The following is a 22,392-nucleotide window of genomic DNA, read 5'->3' as shown; positions in this document are numbered from 1 at the left end:
TACTATTAATTAGGAAGTTTTTATCGATTTATAATGCCAGCAAATTTACCATACTTGATCTGAGAAAAGTGTACGATGACAAAAGTTACACTTGATTTTAAAAGTGCAATTTCCTCTATTTCCTCATTTGAAAAAGCTCGCGGAAACATACATGCCAAGTTCTGGAAAAGATCGATTGATATCTTATATCGGGTCCAAAGTTAATCCCAATTTGTAAGTATGGTTATTGTCATCAACACTCAAGTAATAGGTAGTAACATGACAAAGTGGGGAGCGAATTATGAACAACACTGGCAAGTGTCCTTTCAATCACGTTGCGGGAGGTGGTACTTCTAATCGGGATTGGTGGCCAAATCAACTACGTTTGGAAATTTTGCGCCAACATTCCTCTTTATCTGATCCTATGGATAAGGACTTTGACTACGCTAAAGAATTCAAAAGCTTAGATCTGCAAGCGGTCAAAAAGGATCTCTACGCCTTAATGACCGATTCACAAGATTGGTGGCCTGCTGACTATGGTCACTACGGTCCTTTATTCATTCGTATGGCATGGCATAGTGCGGGCACCTATCGTACTGGTGATGGTCGTGGTGGAGCAGGCACAGGAAACCAGCGTTTTGCCCCAATTAACAGTTGGCCTGACAATGGCAACTTAGATAAAGCCCGGATGTTGCTATGGCCGATCAAACAAAAATACGGCAGGAAAATTTCCTGGGCTGACCTGATGATCTTAGCAGGTAACTGTGCGCTTGAGTCTATGGGCTTCAAAACCTTTGGTTTTGCAGGCGGACGTGATGATGTATGGGAACCTGAGCAAGATATCTACTGGGGTACTGAATCAGAGTGGTTAGACGACAAACGTTACTCTGGTAAACGTGATCTGGAGAACCCGTTAGCTGCAGTGCAAATGGGTCTGATCTACGTCAACCCTGAAGGGCCAAATGGAAATCCAGACCCTGTGGCATCTGGTGTAGATGTTCGTGAGACCTTTGGCCGTATGGCAATGAATGATGAAGAAACAGTAGCCCTAGTTGCTGGTGGGCATACCTTTGGTAAATGCCATGGTGCAGGTGATCCTGCGCTAGTTGGCCCAGAACCAGAAGGTGCCAGTATTGAAGAGCAAGGTCTAGGCTGGAAAAATAGCCATGGCACAGGGAAGGGCGGCGATACCACTACTAGTGGTATTGAAGGTGCGTGGACAGCCAACCCAACCAAGTGGGACTTTGACTACTTCAACATACTCTTTGGTTATGACTGGGAGCTAACTAAAAGTCCAGCTGGTGCTCAGCAATGGATACCCAAAGGTGGTGCAGCAGCAGATCTTGTACCAGATGCACATGATCCTAGTAAACGGCATGCGCCAATCATGACCACTGCTGATTTGTCTCTAAAAATGGATCCCATTTATGAGCCTATTGCCAGGCGCTTTCAGAAAGACCCAGAAGCTTTTGCTGATGCTTTTGCTAGAGCTTGGTATAAGTTGACTCACCGTGATATGGGGCCTCGTGCACGCTATTTGGGGGCAGAAGTGCCAGATGAAGAGCTTATCTGGCAAGACCCCATTCCTGCAGTGGACCATGATTTGGTTGACGACAAAGATATCGCTGCCCTAAAAGGTAAAATATTAGATTCGGGCCTCAAAGTTTCTGAACTGGTTTTTACGGCGTGGGCTTCTGCATCTACATTTCGTGGCTCAGACATGCGTGGTGGTGCTAATGGCGCAAGAATTCGTTTAGCACCTCAAAAGGAATGGGAAGCAAATGAGCCCGCCCAGTTATCTAAAGTGATTAATACACTTGAAGATATTCAAAGTGGATTCAACAGTGCTCAATCTGGCAATAAGAAAGTCTCACTGGCTGACTTGATTGTATTGGGTGGTTGCGCTGCAGTAGAGAAAGCTGCTAAGGATGCAGGTCAAAATATCACTGTTCCATTTACCCCAGGTCGAATGGATGCATCTCAGCAACAAACTGATGTGGAATCCTTCGCTGTTCTGGAGCCCATTGCAGATGGCTTTCGTAACTTCCAAAAAGGCAGCTTCAGTGTTTCAGCCGAAGAACTGTTAGTAGACAAAGCCCAGTTATTAACCTTATCTGCTCCAGAAATGACAGTGTTGTTAGGTGGTATGCGCGTTTTGAATACAAATGTAGGACAAACCAAGCATGGCGTTTTCACTGATCGGCCAGAAACATTAACCAATGACTTCTTTGTGAACCTGCTTGATATGGGAACCACTTGGAAATCTATATCAAAAGACGACACTTTGTTTGAAGGGCGTAACCGCAAGACAGGTGACGTAAAATGGACTGGTACTCGTGTCGATTTAATCTTTGGCTCAAACTCTCAATTGCGTGCACTAGCAGAGGTTTATGCCACAGCAGACTCACAAGAAAAATTTGTTAAAGACTTCATAGCTGCCTGGACCAAAGTTATGAACCTGGATCGTTTTGAAGTAGAGGACTAAATGAAGTGGGCGGTAGTTGATGTGGTGTAACGCTAATACAGCTACCAGTTAGCTAATCATTAAAAGGCGATGCTTTTTGGAGTTGAAGCATCGCCTTTTTTGGTTAAGGCTATTAGAAATTGAGATGTATAATTTAGAGGACTAAGGGGCCACCCTTTAACAGATTTTGTGCTATATGGGAAGTTTGGTTTTATTACGAGTTTCCTCTGTTGGTTGTTGGCTTTCTGGCATTCCAGTAATAAGGTGTAATTTATCTTTTGCTGGCAATATAAAATGGCCATTATTTCTAGAAAGGATTAGGTTTTCAATGTTATTTCCTGACTTTAAATGTTGTATAATTTCATCCAGCCCAAAGCCTCGTGATTCATTTAGTGGATGATCAGCTTTATTCACCCAAATATGCAAATGTATCGTAGCTGTTTTGGGTGCTACGGGAAAATGGAAAAACAAACTAACTTTATCACTTTCTTTATCCACCCCGTATGTATCTGCAAGATGCTGGATAATATCCGATTTTAATTTTTCTAACATACCCACATCCTCAACACTTAAGTCTAGGATAGACGTGAGTGACTTAACGTTAGACTGTTCTTCAGCAACTTGCTGGTTTAACTCTTCAGAAAACTTCCTTGGTACTTCTTTGTTGGTAATTTCTTGGATCAAGTTATGAGGAAGTGCCGGATGAATAGCCCAAGCAGTAAGTTGTATTCCTTCTCTCTTCATTCTCAAGTTATCATGACTTCCATTTGTATAGTTGTCCGACATGTAAGGGATATTTGGGTAAATTAAAAATCCATTACCTGCCTCTAATGGCTTTGAATAATAAAATGCATTAGGATTTTTTTTGAACGTTGTGCTATACACATCATCTTCAGGTTGTAATTGATTTCCACGTAACAGATTAACGAGAAACTCTGTTGTATTTTCTTTTTTATAAGTAGATTGTAATGCTTCTAAATCTTCAGAGGTAAAAGCAACTTCAACTAAATTATCAGTTTGATATTTAGTTAGTGTTTTTGGGTTTAACCAATGGAAACTTCCATAAGCATCAACACCTTGTTTTGAAACAAAAGCTCCATATTTAGGATTGATCTCACCTTGTTCATTTTTTTGAATAAGTACATTATGTTTTGCTTGATTTAAGTTGCTGAGATTTTCTCGATTATCATCTATTCCATATGCATCTAGTGTTCGACGGATTCGAGATGACTCACTTTGAAGTTGGGAGTTTTTTACCTGTTTTACTTGAAGTGCTTGACAAGTGTTTTTAGCTGGATCAGCGATGCCAATAGAGTTGGATCGTGTTAATGCGTGAATTGAGTTCATCTCGAAGTTCCCAGTAGCTAGTGACTCTAAAGTGGTAAGTTCAATTTGTTTGGTTGAATTCCTTGGAAAGGAATATTAGGAATGTCTTTAATTGAATCGGATTTAGGCAAATAAAATTCCCCATTATTTCTAGATAATACTAGCTCACTTATTTCTCGGCCTTGTTGAAGATTCTTAATAATCATATCTAAGTCAAAACTCCTTGGCTCATTTAATGGGTGATCGCCTTTATTCACCCAAGTATGCAGATGCAATGTGGCAGTTTTTTCCGCTACTGGAAAGTGGAAGAACATACGAACACTATCATTTTCAGTTGTTTTATATACGTCTGCAAGGTGTTGTAATGTTTCATCTCTTAGCTTTATAAGTTGTGGTACGTGCTCCTTTTTTAAATCAAGAATACTAGCTAAGGAGTGATTGCCAGTTTTATCATTTATAAATTGCTGCGTAGTAGTTTGGTCAACTTTAATTTGACTAATATCAGATCGGTTCTGTTTTTCCCCTAAAAAAGACGACTGGATATATGGATGAATAGCCCAAGTACATAAGGTTATTCCTTCTTTACTATCTTTTAACGACTCAGGATTATTTATATAGACATCCATCATAGTATCACTAATGTAAGGAGAATTTGGTCGAATTAAATATCCATTTTGAGAAGGATCAACTGCTGAGATAAACTTAGCTAATTTTGGGTTTTTTTGATACATCTCAACATCTCGACATTTCTCCGTATTAAGTATTTGAACGAGAAATTTCGGGAGCGGTTTCTCAGCATAAGTACAACTAAGTTGATCTAACTGGTCTTGGTTATGAAATTTGACGACAGCCACATCTTCGGTTTGATATTTAATTAGACCTATTGGGTTCAACCACTTGAAAGCCCCATATTCATCTTCTCCCTTCTTCGAAACATAAACTCCATGGTTGAGAATTGGGCTACCTGACTTATTTTTTTTAATAAGCACATTATAGTTATCTTGGTTTAACTGGCTCAAAGTATCTCGATTATCATCTATCCCATAGGCATCCAGTGTTCTACCTACTTGAGAGGATAATTTTTGTTCTGGATTATTTTGTACTTGCTTTACTTGAAAAGTAGCATCATTTTGATTTAATGAGTAAGTTGTATCGATTGAGTTTGAGCGTTGAAGTGGGTTTATACCGATAGACATAAGTAGGGCTCGCCGTAAATTAAGTTAAAAAATTATTTAGGAGTCTAGATTAGACGCTATCTTTAGTAGATTTATGATATCAAACTGATCAATTTTTTTAGCATGAATATCTATGCTATGAATATCCACTCCTTTTTTAGCTAGTAAAATAAGCAAGTTTTTTAACTGAGGTAAGCTTGGAGTATAATGGCCAGAATCCAAATGAAATGAAGTGGCTTTACCTTGTTCAATTTTAATCATACCAGCTGATAAAACTGGTTGTCCGTTTGTTGTGGATGTATGCTGCCATTTCCCTTTTTCATAAGGGTGTACATATATGCTGCTATCTTTATGAACAACAATAATCGCATGACCTTCCATGCCTTCCTTTCCAGCCAAATGTGTTGTATCTAATATACTATCGTTTTGCATCCATTTTCCATCAGATAGAACTATGGAATAAATGAGTGACTGCTGAGGTGTTAAATAATTAATATTCTGTAGCTTTTCTGATAATACGTATTTTGGATTATCCTTTAGTGTAGAAATTTTACTTTCTGGATGCTGATCGACCCAATCAAAAAGGTTCAGTTTTGTATTTACATCTTGCTTCCAAGCAGCTAATGCACCTGATTGTATGTCAAAACCATTTAATGTAAGTCGATCTCGATGTTTTGGGTCTCTTATTTCCAGCCAATACTGGGGTTTAACCCCTGCCTCACCATTACTCTTATTAGGCATTAAGTTAGTGACAAACTGAGCTGCTTGCCGAAATCGGTCTATTGGTAGTTTGGGTGTAGGTGAGCTGCTTAAACATTTATCTGTATTACTAACATGCCTCACACTTAAACGTTGGCTTGATGAATTGTCTTCATTAGGTGTACTATTTAATGTATTGACACGATGTGATGAAACCTCAAAGGGCATAATAGTTCCTTATTTATAGTGAAAGCAAATAGTTTAGCTGGGCTGCTGTTATTTAACTTTACGCATGGACCACTTAGGGGTATAAACAGGGCAATCGCATATAAATTTACACGGAACAAATCAACTTCATTAAATACTCATGATCCCAACCAGCAGACAGCCTCTTATTTTTTATACCAATTTTATAAGTGTCATCTTGTTTAAGTATATTAAGGGCTATTTGTCTAATCCTGGACATGTTTTCAGCTGAATGGCCTATACGAATTCGACTATCATCTTCCCTAAATGCAACATCCAGACTCCAATGTAGGCTATTCTCAATTTGCCAATGATGCTGAATCATTTCACTGACAGCTTTTGCTGACAAGGGCTGGCTAGAAATATAATAGCGTTGTTCTTTTGCTTTTTTGCCTTGCAAGGTGCGCTCTGTTTCAACCCTAACGACAGCCGCTAAATCGATCCACTCTGTTGCTATAGGTAGTTTAGCCACTGAGTGATAAACCCAGCAGCGCCGTATCTCATGACGGCCATGCTGTTCTTTTTCTGAAGAATGAAAGTCTATAGCGGGACGTTGATACACTTTGGCTTTTTTAGAATACAGTTGTTCTTGAATAGCAGAATATAAACGAGGTTGGTTATTTTTAACTGCCAACAAGTAATGAGCCTCTTTTTCACGAGTTTTTTCAGCAATGGCTTTGTGACATCCCATCGCATCTATTGATACAACAGCACCTTTAACTGCTATTGCTTCTAATAGTTCAGGAATGGCGGTGATTTCATTGGATTTCCTATCAGTTTTAAGTTGGCCTAACACCAGCTTATTTTCTATTGACCATGCGTTAACCAAGTGAATAGCGTTCTTCTTATCAGGTTCAGTAAATGATCGTCTAAGGGTTTTACCATCAATTGCTACCAGCTTGCCAGGTAAGCTATCAGTGATTGACTGAATCCATTGGATGAAGCAGCTTTGAAACGAGATAGGGCAAAGGCGTGAGAAAAAACGACCAAAGGTATCATGAGAGGGTATTCCATTCGGTAGTTCTAGAAAGCTTTTAAACCATGATTCTTTGGCGTTACCAAATCGCTCAATAGCTACCCAGTCATCTGCTCCACATAAAGCGGCACAAATCGTAATAGTAATAATATCAATGAGCTTATGGCGACGATGGCGTTCCATTCGAGGATCATCTAACTGTTCAAAATGATCTAAAACTGTACTATTTTTTACCAATGTTGCACTCTATATCAGTTGCTTTTTATCCTATTATACTGATTTTGTTGTATTTTTATATGCGATTGCCCTGGGGGTATAAAGGTCATTCGCGAAGAGTATATATTCAGGCTTTCATATAATGATGGTTTGGGCTATTATGTTCTGATAGTCCTTTCTTTATTTTTGATAATAAGGAATGAAAGGAAGCAATAATTTCTTTCAACTTATTATTATTTAGTGACTCAAGGTTAATTAATGCCTTTAGTTCGTAGCCATTTTCACACTTTCCAAATACTAACTGCCCTGTTTCTATATACTCAACCGGTTCAGTGATCACTGGAAATATAGTTCTTGCTTCTGATACAAGCTGCTCCTCACTCATAGGAAGTAAGGCCCAAAGCCATAGCCTATCATCCTGAAGAGATATATTAATTGATAAATTATCTTCTAAATCAATTTGTATAGTTGAAAATGCGTTAAAATCTTCTAATTTTTCACTGGGTGTACCCAGCTTAGCGAGAGCCTCACGAACAAAAATACTAAGATCTTGATAGACATTTTGTGAGTATGAAAGGGGCTGGTGAATCATGGTTTTATCCAAGTGATTAACTACACACTTATACATTCTGATATTAGCGCAGTGTAAAATCTATTACTCTTAGCTTGTATTTTTTAGTTCGCATTTGTCGTATAGTATTGCGAAAAGTGAAAAAACTAATTTAGGTATTTATTATGTAGTTTATAATTCGAATTGTAGACTTACTTTAAAAACCATAATAAATAACTTTGAATAACAAAATTGATATGATTAGTAACTTTAGGTTTGTATAGTCAATGTAAATTGTAAATCATACTGATTGTCAGACTTTAACACTCCATTTGTCACTGACAAACTATATTCTAAGAATATATACCATTCACTTTGGCTATATAACAACAAACCTCACTGATTCTCTTATATTGGAGTACCAATATGATGAAATTATCTTAATAATAAAGTAGCTAGTTTTTATCAACATGGGAGGTTTATATGGAGAGCAAACCAATGAATGTGGCTAAAATATATATTCACCAAACAAAATGCCAAAGAAATTAATTCATAATAGGAATTGAAAATATTACCTAATTATCATCATACCTAAGCTATATTTAGTAGCTTACCTGGTAGTGGAGGTGTTCTCAGTGCTACAAATGCTAGCCTAGGAATAAATTCTACTAAGCTAAATCTTCGATTAAATCGATACTGAAATTCAGCAAGATAACGTTGTGCATATTTAGCGCGAATAGCATGATAAGTACTACGTAAAGCACTTTTTAAGTTTCCAAGGATGGTGTTAACCCAATAAAATTCAGGTTCCTCTACTGATGCACGACCACCACCGCATACAATTTTATCATGAAGACAACCTGCTTCTATGACACCATTAAAACAGGCCAGTCCATCGGAGATTACGGTACTGCCCTTGGCCAAATTCTGCCTACTCCAAGCCGTTATCTCTTCTTTATTAAACCCTTTTAAAATGCTTAGTTTAATTCGTGTCGGTTGACCTTGTTTTGTTGTTTCTACGGCTGCTACAAAAGGTATTTTCCCATCTGCTCCCCTACCTCTTTTGCAACCTGTACGCTCACCACCAAGATAGGCATCATCAATTTCAATAAAACCCGACAATTGCTTGGTGCCTTCTCTTTCTTGCATCACTTTCATGAGCTTATGTTTCATTCTCCAGGCAGCTTGATAGGAAATACCTAAATGGCGATGTAATTCTATGGCTGATATACCTTTTTTGTCTTGGGAGATCAAATACATCCCTTGGAACCAAGTCTTTAATGGTAATTTGGTTGATTCAAAGATAGTACCTGCAGTTACAGATGTTTGCTGGTGACATTTATAGCACTGCTGAAGCTTTCTAGTAGTGAGTTGACAGCATTTGTCGTATCCACAATTGGGGCACTGAAAACCTTCTGGCCATCGCAATTTGTATAAGGTATTAAAGCATTGTTCTTCTGTACCATATTGTTTGAGAAACTCGTTTAAACTCAGGCCTTTTTGAAATTGAACTTTGTTGATAGCCATTATTTATACCTTCTCAATTAAGTTTCCATGCTGTTCAAATATACAGCAGTTAATGGCTTAGGTATAGTGATAATTAGGATTGTTTTTGCTCACTTGTTTTGATAGTTTTTTCGATATTCTGAGGGAGATATATCAAATTGTGTATACCAGGCTTTCCTAAAAGTGTGGGTAGACTGAAAACCAATTTCTTCGGCAATTCGATCGATACTTTTATCACTGTTTACAAGTAAATTCTTTGCTTGTTCTAAGCGTAACCCCATTTGATATTGTTTTATTGTAATGCCAGTTGCTTTTACAAAGCGCCTAGAAGTTTGTCGATAACCTAAACAAATAGTCTCTTCCACTTTATTGGCAGACCAATTGTTTTCAGGTTTTTTCATAATAGCATCTTGTAATTGATGTATTCGTTGATCTATATGATTACGGAATTGTCGTTGCGGTGACATATGGGTTGGTTCATCAGCTGTTCGAGTATATACCACTAAGTCACGTGCTATTTGTTGTGCCATACTTTGCCCTATGGTTTGCGATATCCATTCCAATATCATATCTATGCCAGCAGTGACACCTGCTGACGTGAGTATTTGATCATCCCAAACAAATAGGTGGTTTAGTTTGACATCGGCAGTTGGTTCTACGGTCTGTAGAATATCGGTTAGGCTATGATGAGTGGTGCAACTACGTTGTTTAAGCAGTCCCGCTTTTGCCAGAAAAAAAGCACCTGTACATATTGAAGCTACAGTTTGTATTTTTCCCTTCTTAAATTGTTCCGACAACCAAGTAATACCTCGATCACAGCCAGATTGGCTGAACATATCTGTATTAAATTTACTACCATTAACGATTAGCAAGTCATAATTAGTTGCAGCCTGTTTCAGCGTAAGTAGACCAGTGAGTTGAAGGCCTTGATATGAATGTATGATCTCGGTTGGCGCTAAATAATCCATTTGAATGGTATTGGGGAAATACTCATTAATTGTATGTAATGCTTGAGCTGGCCCGGATAAATCAAGTAGATGACTATTCGGAAATAGTAAGATACCCACTTTTCTTGATAACATGACTTAAAAGTTACCTTTGATGTCTCAAAATGAGATTATAAAAACTGCTTCAAAAATTATTCTATACCTGTACATCAATATTAAGAAGGGGGCAGGAGGTATTATGATTAAAAAAATAAAGATTGCTGCTGTGTTGTTTGAAGGGTACGAACTTCTGGATTATTATGGTCCTTTACAAATGTTTGGAATGTTAGGCAATTACTATGATATTTATCAAGTAGCTGAATCAACAGGTCTTGTTATGAGTTCAGCTGGTATTAAAGGAGTTGCTGAATATAGTTTCGATGAGCCTATACAGTATGATTTGGTATTAGTGCCTGGTGGAAATGGGACTCGACAACAGGTAAGGAAAGATGCCCCAGTTCTGAGTTGGCTGCGGTCTCAGCAGGAAAAGGCACAGTATATTACTTCTGTGTGTACAGGCGCTGGTATTTTAGCAGCAACAGGGTTATTGGATAATCGTAATGCCACGACAAATAAAGCAGCGTTCAGTTGGCCACAATCACAGAGCAGTACAACAAATTGGATTGAGCAGGCCCGCTGGGTGGAGGATGGAAAGTTTATTACTGCTGCAGGTGTATCGGCTGGAATGGATATGGCGTTAAGGCTAATTGAGTTGACGATAGGTAAGGATAAAGCGTTGCAAACAGCAAAATATGCTGAATATGAATGGCATAATGACTCGACTTGGGATCCATTCTCTCACGCCTTTGGTTTAGTGAATTAACAGGTTCAAATATGATTGTCATGCAAATAGACTTTAGTCCTGCTTTATTAACGTTGAAAAGCTTGTCTTTATTTATTTAATAGTAATAAGTATACCTTCTCTCAAATGAAGAGAAGGTATATTTACAATTTCTAATTAGGGAATTGAGGGGAGCAGCATACAAAAGCATTAGTGGGTTTGCAACTAGAATATTTTGAACGGTTGGCTTCAAAGTACTTTTCATTTACATATGAAGTATATCCACCACCATAGCTCTTATTGTCTAGACTTGAACAATTTTGATAGAAATAATTGCCCTTTGCTATACCGCCTGCATGCCAGGCGCTATTAATAGAAACATGACACACCGCATCCAAGTCTGCTTTATTATCTGGTAATGGAACCATAATTAGAGATTGGTTTGTGTTCCTACCTGGTAAGGAACTGTAGCATACGGAGCGAGCAGCACTGATTGCAGCATCTGAAGGAACAACAGAGTTTGAAATCATTTTTTTAATTTTGAGAGCCATCTGATAATCAGTTTCACTCTTAGGAGCCATAAGTACACTTTCTATGTTTGATTCTATTGTTCCTAGACCTTCATTTGCTGTAGAAGAAGCTGAAAAAATGAAAGCTACTGGTAGCAATGAAATACCAATTAAATATCTATTCATGATATGAATCTCCATATTCACTATCAGGTTTAGGGTTGTTAGTGATGCCAGAGAATTATAAAGATAACTCACTAGTTTTTCTATAAGTTAAATATGACAATTACACTGTAATCATGCAGAAATAATAATTAATTTTGATATAACAATAAGTGAACTGATTGCCAAACAATAGTTGGTTCCTGATAGTTTGTTATCTAAATTAATTCGAAGTACAAGCCTTGTGTAAGAATACTCGATTGATTTTATAATAAAACCCCTGAGTTCATGATATAATTATTGCAATTATACTTCTAATTAGTTATTAGAATTTTGCTATATAAGAAGCTGCAGTTACATACCCTTCACAATATAATATCAGTTAATTCTTGTGAGTGAGTATAAGAGTAAAGTTACAGTGCCAGAAAGGTAAATATACTAATAGCTTAAGGTATCCCTAAAAATTGTAGTTAGCTTATAAATATAAAGAAAGTAATATTATACCTTCTAGGTGATAAGTAAAATGACCGTAGAAGTAACCGAACAGTAAAGTAGTAATTTTGATTATTTAAAGTTGCTGTAAAGGCAGTAAATATTAATATATGATGGCTCGAGTGGACTTTGATCGTCTACTCTATTAAGTACAAGTTGATTTTTAATAGCTTACTTAGTCTAAGGTATGGTCATGAAAGCTAAAAAAATGAGGCGGATTTGCTTAACTATATTTTTTTACTGTACATTATCTTTTAGTGCATCATGTACTGAGTTCGTTAATATTTTTTTTGTTCAAATTGATGGCTTGCATCAGGCTGATGGTGGTGGGCGATATGATAAAATTATATCTTTAATAAACACGAAAATACCTTTTGAAATAAGGGTATATCCTCCGAAAAGAGCTTTTAGCCTATTTGATAAGTGTTTAGTATGCTGTATTTCACCAGTTAATAAAAATACTGATTTTTATCAATATATAGGAGAAGATTATATACAGAGCAAACCAATGAATGTGGCAAAAATATATATTTTTACTAAACCAAATACCAAAGTAATTAATTCATTAGAGGAGTTGAAAACATTACGTGTTGGTGCTAGAAGTGGTATGCCTTATGGACAAAAAATAGAAAATTCAGGAATTGAATTTAAGTTTCTACCAACAATTAAAAATAATATTATCATGGTTTTAAATAATAGGCTAGATGCATTTATAGCTTATGTTCCAGATGCTTACAAAATATTTGAACAGCTTGAATTAAAGGCTTTTCCCCACGATATTGAAAACCCAGTTTCTGTTCATGAGGATAGTTTGGTATGTAAAAAAAGTAACAGTACAATGGAGCTTATTAATGATGCTAATGTAGTTATATCTAATATAAATTAGGGAACTTATAGAATTTCTAACAACGGATGAAATGATAATATAAGTCTACTCCTGAAATTTTTCAATAAAAATAGCTGTTTTTTTATTCAATATATTTTTTAATAAATATTCTTATTACGAATTGATATTTACAATAGCTATTGAAGTTTTCCGAAATTCTTATTGTTCTTATCATCAACAGAATTGACAGCGTCTACACTTATTACAAGAGTTTATTTTCATGATTGTACAGAAATGAGTAGACATAAAAAAGGCGGAGCATTATTCTCCTATTTATTTATGGGGCTTGCCCTATTATTATATGCAGGATATAGCTTTAATAATGATGAGCTGATTTTTCCAGGCGCTGCTAGAGGAGGCACTGAAAAGTCTCGTGAAGCTTCCTACATTTATGGTGATGCTGTACCAGATATGGCAATGAGCGTGGCTTTTTTTGGTGTTACATTAATTGCCCTATTTAAATATGAATATAATAAGCAGTATAACCAGTCTAGAAATAAATCACTTTATAATATTTTGAGTGGGGTGACATGTATTTTTGGGGCAGCCTTTTTAGTTTCTTCAGGATTGGAAATGAAGAAAATTGCGAGTATAACTGATGAGCCATTAGGACCTGTTGTAGCTAAGGTCTATCAACACTGCAAATATCAAGGGTATGAGGTGAAGTTAAAGCCAGGTTTATATAATCTCAGTCTTTTAACGAAGCTTGGTATGAAGAATGATGACATTTCTTCTTTAAAAGTATCGCCTGGATATGAAGTAGTGCTACACAGAGAAGTTAATTTTAATGGACCTAGGAAAGTATATGATTTAGACGTGTATTGCTTCATTCAACAGGGAATCAATGACAGCATATCTTCTATTGTAGTCCGTCGTCATTAGACATAATTAGGTAACTTTTTAAGTTTGCGAACACTTACATTTTTCTGTTTAGCTGTGCTGATAGAGTTGAAGTGCTTTCCAGTCTAGTGGCTAGTGGTTATTTTGTTGTTTGCTATGAGTCCTGATAAATACTTAAATATTGTTGTATTGTATAACAATATATTGTTATATTGTATTGTTTTCTTCGAGTCGCTCGATATTACAAAATATACTCTTTTGCAAGCAGTTCGTTAATGTCTTAATCTTTTAAGAAATAGGTATCATGAGTGTGAAAGCTTTCATTGTAATGTAGTAGTGGCTGTTTAGTAAACTGAATAATAAGGGTCAAGCTTTTTGTTAATGCACAAGTATCAAGCTGTAACCAATAAGTGCTTAATATTAATGAGTGAATTACTAATAGAGTTAGCATAAAACATTGGATTGTTAAAAGTATGTTGAAATTTTATGAAAAACTATTGATATTTATAGTATTGATGTTTTTTATATTCTCAAAGGTAGTTTGGGCTGAAGAAACTATAAGGCTAACAAACGGGGAATGGCTGCCATTTTCATCGGAAAAGTACAAATATTATGGTGTGTTTTCCCATATTGTAAGTAAGGCCTTTTCTCTTGAAGGTATTCAGGTTAAATATAAGTATTTTCCATGGAAACGTTGCTATGAGCTTGCAAAACGAGATATTTTTGATGGCTCCGTTATTTGGCAAAAGAAACCAGAAAGAGAAATATATTTTTATTTTAGTGATAATGTGCTAAGCCATCGATTTGTTTTCTTTCACCGAAAAGACTTTGACTTTAACTGGGAGTCAGTGAGTGATTTAGCAGGGTTGAATATAGGAGTTACTATTGGTTATGACTATGAAAATCAATTTAAAAAAGCAGCAAAAGAAGGAAAGTTTAACCTACATTATGTTCCTTCTGATGAGATTAACTTTCGAAAATTAATCAATAATAGAATACAGTTGTTCCCGCATGATATTAATGTTGGCAAAGCTATTTTAAATACTCATTTTAGCCAATATGATAGAGATAAAATCACTTATCATCCAAAACTGCTCATTAACGCAAAGATGAGGTTAATGCTAAACAAAAAAAATCAAAATAATATTGAAAGAATGAAAAAATTTAATCGTGGATTAAAAAAATTATACAATCAGGGTATTGTAGAACTATATTTAAAAAAATTAGAAGAAGGATATTATCAAGAAAACTTTCGTTATAAATAATAAATCATTTGATTAAATTGGATACGTTAAGCTAATTTGATATTGTTTATATTATTAACCAAATTAATAGATAGAAGCTGATGATGGCTGATACCTCTTTTCCTATCTCAAGTTCTGTTAGTATCGAGCTGTTCCGAAATGTATTTCTATTCTATCTGCTGGTTGCAATAACAACAACTATTTTTCATGTATACATTGAATTTACTAATACTAGAAAGCACATCGAAACGGAGCTTAATACAATCAGCAATGCTATTGAGTCTGGCCTGGCAACCTCCCTTTGGAATATGCATATTGAGCAAATTAGCACTATTATTGAAGGTACACAAGGTCTTCCAGTGATTACAGGTATACTGTTGGTTGATGAATTTGGTAGTATAGTCATGCAAACTGGATCAGTAGAATCATTAAATCATAACCATAAAATAAATGACTTAAATCCATCAATATCATTTAGTAATGTATATATGCATAGCACGTCACTACAATTTACCCACAAAGAGGGAGAAAAATATGTTGGCAATTTAATACTATATTCAAATTCTGATATTGTTTTTCAACGTGTTAAACTTGGCTTTGCATTAATTGTGCTCAATTCCATAATCAAAACTGCAGCTTTGTGGGGATTGTTTATTACTTTTTCACGAATTTTTATTAGTCAGCCGATTACTGAGCTAACAAACCTAGTAAAAAAAATTGATAGTAACTGTTTAAAGCTTAGCAGCAATATCTCCTTTTCAACGAAGGATAATGAAATATCATTACTGAAAAGAGCTTTTGATACAATGCTAAAAGAGCTTGAAAATTCCCACAAACAACTTCAGTCTTATGCATCAGAATTAGAAGTGAAAGTCGCTGAGCGAACTAAGGAGCTAAGTGAAAAAGAGAAAAAACTACGTATTGCTTATCGAGAACTTGAGGATACTCGGGAAATTGAACTAGATATTAATAGCAATAAAGAAAAACTAGTGGCCGATATTTCCCATGAGTTGCGTACTCCGCTCTCAATCTTGAAGTTGCAGTTTGAAGCTCTTCAGGTAGGCTTGGTTGATGAAAAGCTAACTTTTGAGGTTTTCCAAAGGAAACTTCAGCAAATGGAGCGTGTAGTTGAGGACTTATCATTGGTCTCTGATGGAGATGCTGATTTGCTGAAGCTTAAATATGAAAAATTTAATGGGGAAAAATTTATTCAAGAAGTTATTGAACCTTATGAGGTATTGGCCCATCAAAATCAACAGCAACTGATTTATGACAATAAACCATTTGAAAATGTAACGATAAATGCAGATCGAATACGCTTGTCACAAGTACTGACAAATCTACTTAATAATTCATTAAAGTATACTAATGCTGGTGGCTCGATAAAAATAACAACACAGAAAGTATACCAAAAAATTATCATAAAAGTTGAAGATTCAGCTCCAGGGGTAAATGATAAAGATATTAAACAATTATTTACTCGTTTATATAGAGTAGAAATGTCAAGAAATAGAAAAACTGGTGGGTCAGGATTAGGCCTCACCTTATGCAAGTCGTTTATTGATGCTCATAAAGGAATGATTACTTTGAAACATTCAAACCTGGGTGGACTTTTGGTAGAAATATCTCTACCTCATGGTTAAATTTAATAATATAGTTTTGAGAATGAATGATGATACAAGTACTTATTGTTGAAGACGAAGCAGAGATGGCGCAATTACTGGCTGTAATGTTACGTGCTTCAGGAATGAATGCATATATTATTAATAGTGGAAAAAATGCGATAGAATGGGTTAAAAAAAATACTCCCGATATTATCATACTGGATATTATGTTGCCTGAAAAATCAGGGATTGATATCTGCAAAGAGGTGAGGTCATTTTCTGATGTGCCTGTAATTATGACTACAGCTAAGACAGAAGAGGTTCATCGGTTAGCTGGTTTTGAAGTAGGAGCAAATGATTATGTTTGTAAACCGTATAGTGCTAAAGAAGTCATTGCAAGAATTAAAAATGTGCATACACTTTACAATCGCAGAAACCACTCTTCTGAAGATATTGTATTGGAAAGGAAATATTTTCGTGTATCCTTAAATGATAAATCAGTTGATCTTACACAAGTTGAATTTAACATATTATCTCTACTTTACATGCATCCTAATCGAATTTATTCTAGAGAAAACATCATTGCTTTAGTTTATTCAGATAGTCGTATTGTTAGTGATCGCACTATCGATAGTCATATTAAAAATTTAAGAAAAAAATTAACTATACTCAATGATAAGCATAACTATGTACGGTCAATATATGGGACTGGCTATAAATTTGACCCCACACCAATAGTTGAATCCATAGTAAATTTTTAATAATGTAAACTGAAGTGTTACATATTTATTCGCTTTATTCGTTAAGTACAGGCAGACATAATAAAGTGTATGTCTTATACCATATTAGTCTGCCTTTCCTAATCATTGACAACTAAACTATTTTCTGTATTACCAATAAGTTGCTTTTAAACTTACTCCTTGATAAGGCTGATAAGTTTTTAGCATAATTTGGTACTTACCAGAAGGTTGTGAAAAATAACAAGCTTCATTATTTCCCCAATAATATGAACGACAGTGATATTGCCACTCAGTGGGTCTATCTCCTTTTAATACATATAAGTCAACATTACCGGTACCTCCAGAGGTAGTTATTTCAAGATATGAGGCTTTGGAAGGAACATCGATATAATAGTATTCTGCTTTGTTGTAATCACCTTGCAGCCCAGATTTTGCCTTACCATTTGTCAGCTCATTTCCGGGAATTTCATCATCGCATGCATCTACCCCTACTGAAGCAAATGCATCTACTACATCAGCGTCGCTGTATTCTAAATCAGCAGCAGCTTTTTTAACTCCGCAGGCTCCCGCATCAAAGGTAGAGTCTTGGGTCCAATAGGTTTTGTTAGCGACTAAAAAAGCACTGAATGCTTTTTTAACATTCCATCCAGGCTTATTGGATAGAACATAAAATGCTCGGTTGAATACTCCTGAGCTGTGGTGTACATCCATGTTATTATAATAGTCTTTTGCATGCTTGATAGAGCGTCCATCTTCTGTAGGGTCTTTGAAATAACGCAGGGATTTACCTCTAGGGCCTTTAAATATGTGTTCCCCAACAAGCCAATCATTTCTAAGTTCATCAGGTTTATCTGTATTCATAAAATACTCAGCAGCTTCACCAGCCATATCAGAAAAAGACTCATTCATCCCTCCAGATTGTCCTGAATAAGTTAAATAAGAATTTTGTTCAGTAAAGCCATGGGCAATTTCGTGGGCAACTACGTCTAAACTTACTAGAGGGTAGAATGTAGATGCACCGTCGCCTAAGTATACCTTACCGCCACTCCAATAGGCATTTTCAATGCTTCTACCATAATGTACCCATAATTTTACTTTATCGTTCAAAGGTGGTATACCGAACCAATTAGTAAACATATCCACCACAACGTTGCCAAAATAGTGTGCATCGTTTAATGGAGAGTAAGCACCATTTACTTCTTTATGGGTATTTTCGATACAGTTAAATGTGTGAATATTACCACCTGAAGTTCGATGATTTAAATTATAAGTTCCCAATTTAGCATTACTCATGCTACAGGTGTTACCATTGACTGTAATATCTAGTCTTTCATAATCTTTTCCATATTGATATTTTCCAATTTTTTCATTACCACCTGGGCCGGTTCCAACTTTTTCTTTAGTTAAACCTTCCCATTGCCTAAGAATACTTCCAGTAGTGGCATCAATAACTATATAAGGTCTGCTTATTTTATTTCCTTCATTTATTAGTAGAGAAATTTGGTATACTAAACGAGCTACACCCTCTTTGTCTTGCATAATATATAATTTAACTTGTTCATTACGGGGTTTGTTATTAGAGGTTACATTTAATAATATTTTTGCTTTTTCTAAAGCCTCGCTTTCATTAAAAGCTGCTTGAGAGCTAACGTTATCATTGATAATATTGTCAAGCATGGTACCTGTAATATTACTGTATATCCCCATAACTGAACGATCAGCTGCAATGGATACATCCCATACAGGTATGTTTTTATAATATTGTTGGAATTTCTCCTTTATGATGCCATTTGGTAAAGTCAATGAACTGACCGGGGAAAAGTGATATTCTGAGTCTAATGCGAACATCGCATTTACGTCATCACTACCTGCTAAAATACTTTGTTTGTTTTCTATGTTTATTCTATCTGCCGCATTGGATGAAAAGCTGAATAAGCTAGAAATAATGATGGCAAGCGGCTTAAGGTTATAGTTTTTCATTGTATATCCCTATTAGAGTAAGTTAGATCCTTTTCTCTTTCAATTGTAAAGAGCGGAAATTAACAAGAGCGGCCGCAATCTTGTTAATTTTAAAGATGAACAAGACATACAAATATTGCAAAAATAAAGTGTGTAAAGATTTTAAAAATTAATTAAGTTAAACTATTTGGATAGCTGGAAGTGTTGGTGGGAACTGCTTTAAAGCTAAACTTTGCTACTTTAGTATAATATTAATTATATAGCTCAAAGTTGGCTTAATTTGATAATGGTTTGATATATAAATACATTAATAAATAGTGAGTGCATATAAGCTTGTATAGTTATTTTTTTGTTTGTGTTGTAAATATTTAAAAAGTGAAGCAGTTAAAGTATTTGATTATAAATTTGTGATGTTGGATGTAATCCCACTTTGCAGCTTGGCTTAAAAATCCATATTTACTGCACATTTGTAATGCATACTGTTCAACATGGGTAAATTAATCAGGGGTTGTATATAGGGGTTGGTTTGATAACTTAAACTGTATTAGATCTGAAGCAAGTTTAGACCAATGTAACTTGATAGATGGAGCGATGAGAATTGTTCTTCCAATCGACTTGCTCTCAAACGATTAACATTAAGTATAAGCTGGTAAAACTTATCCTTAAAAGTTTACCAGCTTTCACTTCGCTTAATACTTAAAAATAGTTAGTAAAATTTTGATTATGAGTTTAATAATTTTCTACGGCTGACAAAGCTTATTAACTGCTTCTCTAAGCTTTGGAATAAATATTTCGGTAAAAAAGTTAAATGGTCCTTTTGGGGTGTGTTCGTGAGTATAAATTGCCCATGGATCGAGGATAACCGAACGTATGCATGGGATAGAGTCCACTTGTTCGGCATTTTCAAAGAGTTGATCACCAAGGGCATTCATAAACTCATCGCCATAATCTTCCCGGTTAAATGTGGTCATGGATACGAATATTTGGTCCTTGGCAACAGGTTCACCGGGTGGGACACTCAGTTCTTCAAACAGATCGTTATTGAGTTGAAGGGTGCGTTCTGGTGAACGGTTTTGCTTGTCGACGAAAACATAGTCCACAATATTTTGATCACCTGCAATATTGCGTAAAAATGAGATAACTTCGCGTTGATTGATTAAATCATGTTTGGATGCTTTACGTTTCCAAAGCATTTCCATGATAGTTTTACGTTGTTTGGTTTGTTCTTTGGTAAGTGGACTGAGTAAAACAAGATCAAAGTAGTCATCTGGAAAAGCCAAGTCTAAAGTAGCTAGATATAAGTAAAATATTTTTGAATTCAGCATACTTTGATTGATGATGTTCCCATAGCCGCGTTTGTCTGGCCGTATAGCTTGGTGACTTAAATAGACGGCAGTTGCAGCAGCACCAGGTTTTGATCCTTCTATACCAGACTCACCAATATTACGTGTGTTAATGCTTTCACTATCGGCCTCTGAGCTAATATAGGGCGCACTAAAGCTTAGCAAGTTAATTATTTTTTCATTACGATAGGTCAAGCTACCAGCAGGGTAGGGAATGTAGCCCATTTTGTGTGGATCAATGGTAACGCTATCGCATAAATGAATTTGCGACATACTTTCATAAACTGAACCCCTAAACCAGGTGTCTCTATTGTCAAATAAAGCTTCTTGTGACTTTTTATTGGATTGTGGGTCTTCGCCCATTTCAAATGGGTTACGAATACACGCAAGAAAATAACCACCCCAAGCAGCATCAGTATGAATGGTGTATTCGAATGAGTCAGGTTGTTTACGATAATTTTCCCGAATTGCAAGCAGTTTTTCAACAGGGTCTACCGCTCCTTCTTCGGTTGAACCAACCACAGCAACATTCATAATGACAGGCTTCTTATGTTGCTTACAGGTATCTAACACTTTTTGCAGTAAATGGGTTTTTACTTTTCCTTCAGCATCAACATAAACATTCAGTACAGCATCATCTTGAATAATATTAATATCTGTTAGTTGTTTTTCTGTTAAGCCTTTTTGTCCTCCCCCCATACCTAGAAGGGATGTCGATTTAACCCAGGAATAATGTTTAGTGGAAGGTACAACAATTGCAGGAGCTTTAATATGCTCTGCAGCCAGGAATTTTTGATGGAAAAAGCTCATCCCTTTCGCATTAAGTGAGTAGGTATTACCCAGGGTTTTCCAAACATCGGCTTCATCAATGTTCAGTAGCTCAGCCATTTTAGCAGGAAGAGCTAAGGCATCATCTTGATTTAAATTCAGTAGCTCCCAAGCACTTGCTTGCTTGAGAAGTTTTCCATTAGGCAAGGTAAGATTATCAGCAATTGCTGTGTATTGTTGGTCATTTTCCATTGAGTGTTTAATGCTTAAGGGCATATATTTTAGCTCTCGGGCTGCCCATACACTTTCGATGTTGGCCACTGTACCGCCACAAGTAAGATGGGACCAAGAGAATATCTCATCAGAGTCAATATTGTCTTCTAATGGACGAACATTAAACCCAGCCATTTGTGATATATCATTAGCGGCAATAATCTCTAGTAAAGTAGTTGCGGGGGACGCTTGTGGGGTAACATTATTTTGGTCTTGTAGCATTCCAGCTAGGTAGCCAATAATTGAAGGCAAGGTGATATCCCAAACCATGTGGCCTTGATAGCGTAAGCTGGAAAAAGGCACGGAGTATCGTGTTAGCAGATTTAGCAGCTGATCACTTTTAGTTTCGACATCTTGAGTTGCTTGTAAATAAGGTTCTGAAGCTTTGACTTGATCGGTAATATACTCAGGGTCTTCTGGAAAAAGGGATGCTCGTCCATCTAGAGTGCGCTCAATAACGGTGTTTATTAGTTTTTTTATAAGCTCACGATTAGCACCTTGGGTGCCCATGAACCAACCGGCAATTGATGTATCATCAACCAACGGTGCGCTAACAAATCCTTGTTTTAGGTGTGATTTAACTTGATGTAGAACTTTACGTGAAACAAACTTCCTTTTGCTAGACATTTCCATGACAGATCTCCATTTTTTGTTTTTATACCTTTCCC

General features: G+C 36.0%; 17 protein-coding genes. 7 read left to right on the top strand and 10 right to left on the bottom strand.

The features are described 5' to 3' along the window. Positions 1-280: 280 nt before the first annotated feature. The gene (gene katG / locus G4Y78_RS25140) at positions 281-2,464 is read left to right on the top strand and encodes a catalase/peroxidase HPI (RefSeq protein ID WP_163835621.1); all 2,184 of its coding nucleotides are present in this window, start codon (positions 281-283) and stop codon (positions 2,462-2,464) included. 171 nt (positions 2,465-2,635) lie between these two features. On the opposite strand, the gene G4Y78_RS25135 is transcribed toward katG, so the two are convergent. The 7 genes from G4Y78_RS25135 to G4Y78_RS25105 form a co-directional block, all read right to left on the bottom strand. Continuing rightward, positions 2,636-3,790 carry a m7GpppX diphosphatase gene (locus G4Y78_RS25135; RefSeq protein ID WP_163835620.1) on the bottom strand — a complete coding sequence of 385 codons (1,155 nt, stop codon included), beginning with the start codon at positions 3,788-3,790 and terminating at the stop codon, positions 2,636-2,638. Positions 3,791-3,816: 26 nt separating this feature from the next. Further along, positions 3,817-4,965 (bottom strand): hypothetical protein, encoded by a 1,149-nt coding sequence (locus tag G4Y78_RS25130; protein WP_163835619.1) that lies wholly within the window; start codon positions 4,963-4,965, stop codon positions 3,817-3,819. A 36-nt stretch (positions 4,966-5,001) separates the two neighbouring features. Continuing rightward, positions 5,002-5,871 carry a hypothetical protein gene (locus G4Y78_RS25125; protein ID WP_163835618.1) on the bottom strand — a complete coding sequence of 290 codons (870 nt, stop codon included), beginning with the start codon at positions 5,869-5,871 and terminating at the stop codon, positions 5,002-5,004. A gap of 106 nt (positions 5,872-5,977) precedes the next feature. Beyond that, positions 5,978-7,102 carry an ISAs1 family transposase gene (locus tag G4Y78_RS25120; protein ID WP_222937513.1) on the bottom strand — a complete coding sequence of 375 codons (1,125 nt, stop codon included), beginning with the start codon at positions 7,100-7,102 and terminating at the stop codon, positions 5,978-5,980. A gap of 106 nt (positions 7,103-7,208) precedes the next feature. Further along, entirely contained in the window at positions 7,209-7,673 is a 465-nt protein-coding gene (locus tag G4Y78_RS25115) for an InvB/SpaK family type III secretion system chaperone (RefSeq protein ID WP_163835617.1), read from the bottom strand. 549 nt (positions 7,674-8,222) lie between these two features. Continuing rightward, a complete protein-coding gene (locus G4Y78_RS25110; protein WP_163830705.1) occupies positions 8,223-9,158 on the bottom strand; it encodes an IS1595 family transposase in 936 nt (311 codons plus the stop codon). 89 nt (positions 9,159-9,247) lie between these two features. Further along, on the bottom strand, positions 9,248-10,219 hold the full coding sequence (locus tag G4Y78_RS25105) for a GlxA family transcriptional regulator (RefSeq protein WP_163835616.1): 972 nt from the start codon (positions 10,217-10,219) through the stop codon (positions 9,248-9,250). 103 nt (positions 10,220-10,322) lie between these two features. Here G4Y78_RS25105 and G4Y78_RS25100 point away from each other — a divergent pair, with 103 nt between their 5' ends. Further along, entirely contained in the window at positions 10,323-10,946 is a 624-nt protein-coding gene (locus G4Y78_RS25100) for a DJ-1/PfpI family protein (RefSeq protein WP_163835615.1), read from the top strand. Between the two features lie 131 nt (positions 10,947-11,077). Here the strand turns inward: G4Y78_RS25100 and G4Y78_RS25095 are convergent, their stop codons facing one another. Next, a complete protein-coding gene (locus G4Y78_RS25095; RefSeq protein WP_163835614.1) occupies positions 11,078-11,599 on the bottom strand; it encodes a hypothetical protein in 522 nt (173 codons plus the stop codon). Positions 11,600-12,260: 661 nt separating this feature from the next. Here G4Y78_RS25095 and G4Y78_RS25090 point away from each other — a divergent pair. From G4Y78_RS25090 to G4Y78_RS25070, 5 genes are all read left to right on the top strand, one after another. Continuing rightward, on the top strand, positions 12,261-12,953 hold the full coding sequence (locus G4Y78_RS25090) for a type 2 periplasmic-binding domain-containing protein (RefSeq protein WP_163835613.1): 693 nt from the start codon (positions 12,261-12,263) through the stop codon (positions 12,951-12,953). Positions 12,954-13,187: 234 nt separating this feature from the next. After that, positions 13,188-13,835, top strand: coding sequence for a hypothetical protein (locus tag G4Y78_RS25085; RefSeq protein ID WP_163835612.1), 648 nt, complete (start codon positions 13,188-13,190; stop codon positions 13,833-13,835). 431 nt (positions 13,836-14,266) lie between these two features. Further along, the gene (locus G4Y78_RS25080) at positions 14,267-15,058 is read left to right on the top strand and encodes a substrate-binding periplasmic protein (protein ID WP_163835611.1); all 792 of its coding nucleotides are present in this window, start codon (positions 14,267-14,269) and stop codon (positions 15,056-15,058) included. Positions 15,059-15,138: 80 nt separating this feature from the next. Beyond that, positions 15,139-16,680, top strand: a complete 1,542-nt coding sequence (locus G4Y78_RS25075; protein ID WP_163835610.1) for a sensor histidine kinase — start codon at positions 15,139-15,141, stop codon at positions 16,678-16,680. Positions 16,681-16,706: 26 nt separating this feature from the next. Further along, positions 16,707-17,402: a response regulator gene (locus G4Y78_RS25070; protein WP_163835609.1), complete on the top strand. Its 696-nt coding sequence runs from the start codon at positions 16,707-16,709 to the stop codon at positions 17,400-17,402. A 129-nt stretch (positions 17,403-17,531) separates the two neighbouring features. Here G4Y78_RS25070 and G4Y78_RS25065 read toward each other — a convergent pair whose 3' ends face one another. Together G4Y78_RS25065 and G4Y78_RS25060 are read right to left on the bottom strand one after the other, a co-directional pair. Then, the gene (locus G4Y78_RS25065; RefSeq protein ID WP_163835608.1) at positions 17,532-19,361 is read right to left on the bottom strand and encodes a M4 family metallopeptidase; all 1,830 of its coding nucleotides are present in this window, start codon (positions 19,359-19,361) and stop codon (positions 17,532-17,534) included. Positions 19,362-20,080: 719 nt separating this feature from the next. After that, the gene (locus G4Y78_RS25060) at positions 20,081-22,357 is read right to left on the bottom strand and encodes a pyridoxal-dependent decarboxylase (protein ID WP_163835607.1); all 2,277 of its coding nucleotides are present in this window, start codon (positions 22,355-22,357) and stop codon (positions 20,081-20,083) included. Positions 22,358-22,392 lie beyond the last annotated feature (35 nt).

The sequence above is a fragment of the Spartinivicinus ruber genome (assembly GCF_011009015.1).
In the GTDB taxonomy this organism is placed as follows: domain Bacteria; phylum Pseudomonadota; class Gammaproteobacteria; order Pseudomonadales; family Zooshikellaceae; genus Spartinivicinus; species Spartinivicinus ruber.
This window is presented reverse-complemented; position numbering and strand designations above follow the sequence as displayed.

Excerpts from the sequence above, each read along its gene's own strand:
- katG (WP_163835621.1), top strand. The coding sequence starts at position 281 with ATGAACAACACTGGCAAGTGTCCTTTCAATCACGTTGCGGGAGGTGGT.
- G4Y78_RS25135 (WP_163835620.1), bottom strand. The coding sequence starts at position 3,790 with ATGAACTCAATTCACGCATTAACACGATCCAACTCTATTGGCATCGCT.
- G4Y78_RS25130 (WP_163835619.1), bottom strand. The coding sequence starts at position 4,965 with ATGTCTATCGGTATAAACCCACTTCAACGCTCAAACTCAATCGATACA.
- G4Y78_RS25125 (WP_163835618.1), bottom strand. The coding sequence starts at position 5,871 with ATGCCCTTTGAGGTTTCATCACATCGTGTCAATACATTAAATAGTACA.
- G4Y78_RS25115 (WP_163835617.1), bottom strand. The coding sequence starts at position 7,673 with ATGATTCACCAGCCCCTTTCATACTCACAAAATGTCTATCAAGATCTT.
- G4Y78_RS25110 (WP_163830705.1), bottom strand. The coding sequence starts at position 9,158 with ATGGCTATCAACAAAGTTCAATTTCAAAAAGGCCTGAGTTTAAACGAG.
- G4Y78_RS25105 (WP_163835616.1), bottom strand. The coding sequence starts at position 10,219 with ATGTTATCAAGAAAAGTGGGTATCTTACTATTTCCGAATAGTCATCTA.
- G4Y78_RS25100 (WP_163835615.1), top strand. The coding sequence starts at position 10,323 with ATGATTAAAAAAATAAAGATTGCTGCTGTGTTGTTTGAAGGGTACGAA.
- G4Y78_RS25095 (WP_163835614.1), bottom strand. The coding sequence starts at position 11,599 with ATGAATAGATATTTAATTGGTATTTCATTGCTACCAGTAGCTTTCATT.
- G4Y78_RS25090 (WP_163835613.1), top strand. The coding sequence starts at position 12,261 with ATGAAAGCTAAAAAAATGAGGCGGATTTGCTTAACTATATTTTTTTAC.
- G4Y78_RS25085 (WP_163835612.1), top strand. The coding sequence starts at position 13,188 with ATGAGTAGACATAAAAAAGGCGGAGCATTATTCTCCTATTTATTTATG.
- G4Y78_RS25080 (WP_163835611.1), top strand. The coding sequence starts at position 14,267 with ATGTTGAAATTTTATGAAAAACTATTGATATTTATAGTATTGATGTTT.
- G4Y78_RS25075 (WP_163835610.1), top strand. The coding sequence starts at position 15,139 with ATGATGGCTGATACCTCTTTTCCTATCTCAAGTTCTGTTAGTATCGAG.
- G4Y78_RS25070 (WP_163835609.1), top strand. The coding sequence starts at position 16,707 with ATGATGATACAAGTACTTATTGTTGAAGACGAAGCAGAGATGGCGCAA.
- G4Y78_RS25065 (WP_163835608.1), bottom strand. The coding sequence starts at position 19,361 with ATGAAAAACTATAACCTTAAGCCGCTTGCCATCATTATTTCTAGCTTA.
- G4Y78_RS25060 (WP_163835607.1), bottom strand. The coding sequence starts at position 22,357 with ATGGAAATGTCTAGCAAAAGGAAGTTTGTTTCACGTAAAGTTCTACAT.